This is a genomic window from Ruminococcus sp. AM43-6 (genome assembly GCF_003461785.1).
GTDB lineage: Bacteria > Bacillota > Clostridia > Oscillospirales > Ruminococcaceae > Hominimerdicola > Hominimerdicola aceti.
In genome coordinates this window covers 1-3,122 of record NZ_QTXU01000069.1, presented here as the reverse complement: position 1 = coordinate 3,122, position 3,122 = coordinate 1, and the positions used below count along the sequence as shown (strand labels likewise).

1 protein-coding gene and 1 pseudogene are annotated in these 3,122 nt (G+C 39.4%); both read right to left on the bottom strand.

Translation table 11 applies throughout. The features are described 5' to 3' along the window. Nucleotides 1-2,822: pseudogene (locus tag DW938_RS14380) on the bottom strand (thrombospondin type 3 repeat-containing protein); the annotation flags it as partial. A 58-nt stretch (nucleotides 2,823-2,880) separates the two neighbouring features. Then, nucleotides 2,881-3,036: a cyclic lactone autoinducer peptide gene (locus DW938_RS14375; protein WP_081856071.1), complete on the bottom strand. Its 156-nt coding sequence runs from the start codon at nucleotides 3,034-3,036 to the stop codon at nucleotides 2,881-2,883. Nucleotides 3,037-3,122 lie beyond the last annotated feature (86 nt).

The following is a 3,122-nucleotide window of genomic DNA, read 5'->3' as shown; positions in this document are numbered from 1 at the left end:
GGCAACTGAATATTGCCATCGTTATCCCATGTAATAAGCCCACTTTCAGTGTCAACTTCTTCCCAGTCGGTTAAATCATCATTATCTGATTTTGCTCCATTATTAGGATCTAACACATTGACTAGGTTAATAGTTTCCCAACCTGTTGGCAATACGGCTTTAAATTCAACATGAGGTGGAGCAACATTACCCACAATATGATTATAAACACTACTCTCTGAATTTGTACCATATGTTAGATTAAGTCCGCCAGTACTCTTTATCGCATTATCTACCTGCTGTCCATAAGAAGGATCAATGTAACTGTAACCTGCCGGCATTAACTCGGAATAATTTATGCCTAATTTCGCACATGTATTTATTTGATCAAAATACATTGAACCAACATTCGTAGAACCATTCATTACCTGAAAAATAAATTTTGCCGATGTTTCTTTAAAAATAACATTATTTTGTAATAGTTTAAACGCATTACCTCTATCAGTATAACCTGAAGTGTACACATATTGCTGTGCGCTAAGAGCCATTTTAACAGCCACACTGTTGGTAAACCATATATTTCCGTCAGATGTAAATTTCAGAGCTTGTGCTCCATTCAAATTATAAGTAATAAGACAGAAACGTACATTACCATTCCCGTATTGAGCAATTAGGGAATCCATCAAATTACCAATCATTTCGCATTGTGAATTAAATGTATCCTCAAGCTGACCGGAAGTCTGAATAAGGAACGCAATATCAACGGGTGTCTGAACGGTAACAGCGCCTCTGGTCTGAGCAGCAGCAAACATTGCAGGAGCAAAAGTTTCTTCAGTAAGAGTATCTTCCTCGTCATTTATTTCAGCGAGTGTTTCTTCAGAAAATTCTACACGTGTAGACTCTTCATTGAATTCAGCAGCTATATCTTCTACCGCTTCAGCCTCAAAGGACATCAACATAGGTTCAGCTTCGTTAATGCCGATTCCAAGGTTGGCAAGCCATTTCTCCATGTCCATTATACAGTATGTGCCAAGTTCGTCAACCTCCGTGTAAATTGTATTGTTTTCAAGGTCATACTTTGTTTCAATGGGCAGAAGCATATTCATATCTTCAAAGTATTTGAAGATTGTAAGACGTTTTAATCCTTGTAAATCCGGCTCATCAGGGAATAGATTAAGTTCATTGTCTACGGATTCATCAGCTATATTAAATTTTAACACAACCTTGCTGATATTGCAAGAGTTGCCACAAGTTAACTCCGGTGCAATGCCAAGAATGGCGTCATTTCTTATTGCTTTTGAGTAGCTTGTTTCCTTTGCTTTTAAATTACCCTCAACATAACCTGTCGATTCAATTTCAATAGACATTTTGTAAGGACTATCGTCAGTATTGATCTCCCTAAGAGCCTCGCTGTTCTCGGCAATAGTCTGATTGCTTACATATTCCGCATCGGGAACGTCAAATGTTTCAGGATTTGTCGGGTCAAGTCCAATATACGGCTCATCGCCATCTTTTAAGCCATCACCGTCTGTGTCCGGAACGAGAGGATCAGTTCCGTAAATATTAATTTCATCGTAATCTGAAAGTCCGTCATTGTCCGTATCATCATTTCTTGGATCAGTTCCAAGCTCTATTTCCTGGGCATTGGTCAATCCGTCACTGTCAGAATCTGCATCAGCGTCCGAAACACCCTCGGTTACTGAATCGTACTTTGTAGGATCTGTTCCTGTTATGTATACTTCCTGATAATCGGTCAGTCCATCGCCATCAGTATCGGGATTATTCAAATCTGTACCGATCATATTCTCATAAATGTCCGGAAGCCCGTCACCGTCGCTGTCAAGAAAATCAACATAATAGCCATCTTCTGTTTTTGTTACAACAAAAGGTACTGATTCAATTCTCTCGCCGTAATTGGTGATAAGGGAAACCTTGAAGTATTTTGTTTCAAAGTCATCGGTGATCGGGTACTGATAGGTAGTTGCATCCGAAACGACAGCTACGGATGTATAGTTGACATTATCATCTGAACTCCATATCTCATAGCTGCTGTTTTTGTAATTGGTGTACCACTCCATATCTATGCTGTTCGCATCGCTGTTATACTCTCCGAAAGCATAAAGCTCAACCTCAATGTCAGATTCTGTTCCGACAAGTTCAGCCATACTGTTGCTGTAATTAGCATTAATGCTAGGACAGTCGATGGTGATAGTTTGTCCGATAATGATAACATTGTTGAGGTTAAGGTTATCTGTATCGATGTTGATATCTCCGTAAGGAGCATAAATCAAGCCGCTGAAATTAACGTTGCTTGTTTCGATATTGATATCTCCTGTTTCGGAGCAAATAACAGAATTGTTCGTATTCTTAACCTCTCCATTGATGGTAACATCTTCAACAGCTTTAATTCCTGAATTGAGATTAATATTTCCCGTAAGTTCTAGAGTGCCGTTAACATCCATGGGATTATTAATGTTGATGTTCAGGTCCTCAAAGCTGTAATCGTCAGCATATGTTTCAACGTTATCGCCACTGAAATACGAGTAGTTCAGTTTTTTGAGAATGTAGATCATTTCTTCGTCAGCATTCTCAGTTTTCGTACCGTTGACATTCATATTTCCGCTTGAAACAATTGTGCCGTTTGTCGCTATATTTCCATTCACACAGAAATTATTAGCATTAATGGTGATAGCTCCTTCTGTATCAGAAGCGGCAAACATTGTATAGGGATACTTTTCTGCTGCATCCTCTGCAACTGCAGGCAAACTCGGCAAAAGAGTTGCTGCCATAGCTACACTCATTATGCCGGAAAGTATTCGTTTGAAGTTGTTTTTTCCTTGCATAACTTCTCCTCCGTTCCGCAGTATCGGAGCGCCGAAGCGCTCCATTACCGCTTTTTTATTAGTCTTCTTTTACAAATTTCTTCATACCTTCAGGCTCTTTTGGCTGATTGTACCACCACCAGCAAGCCTGAGAACTGGAACTGACGCCTATCATCAGTGCAAGTGCCGCCAATGATGAACCATATTTCAACATGAGCTTTTTAATTGCCTTCATATTTTTCACCGCCTTTCCTTTTTAAAAAATTTATGCAAATTCTCAGGCTCTTTCGGCTGACAATATGTTATACTGCAGGCTTGTCC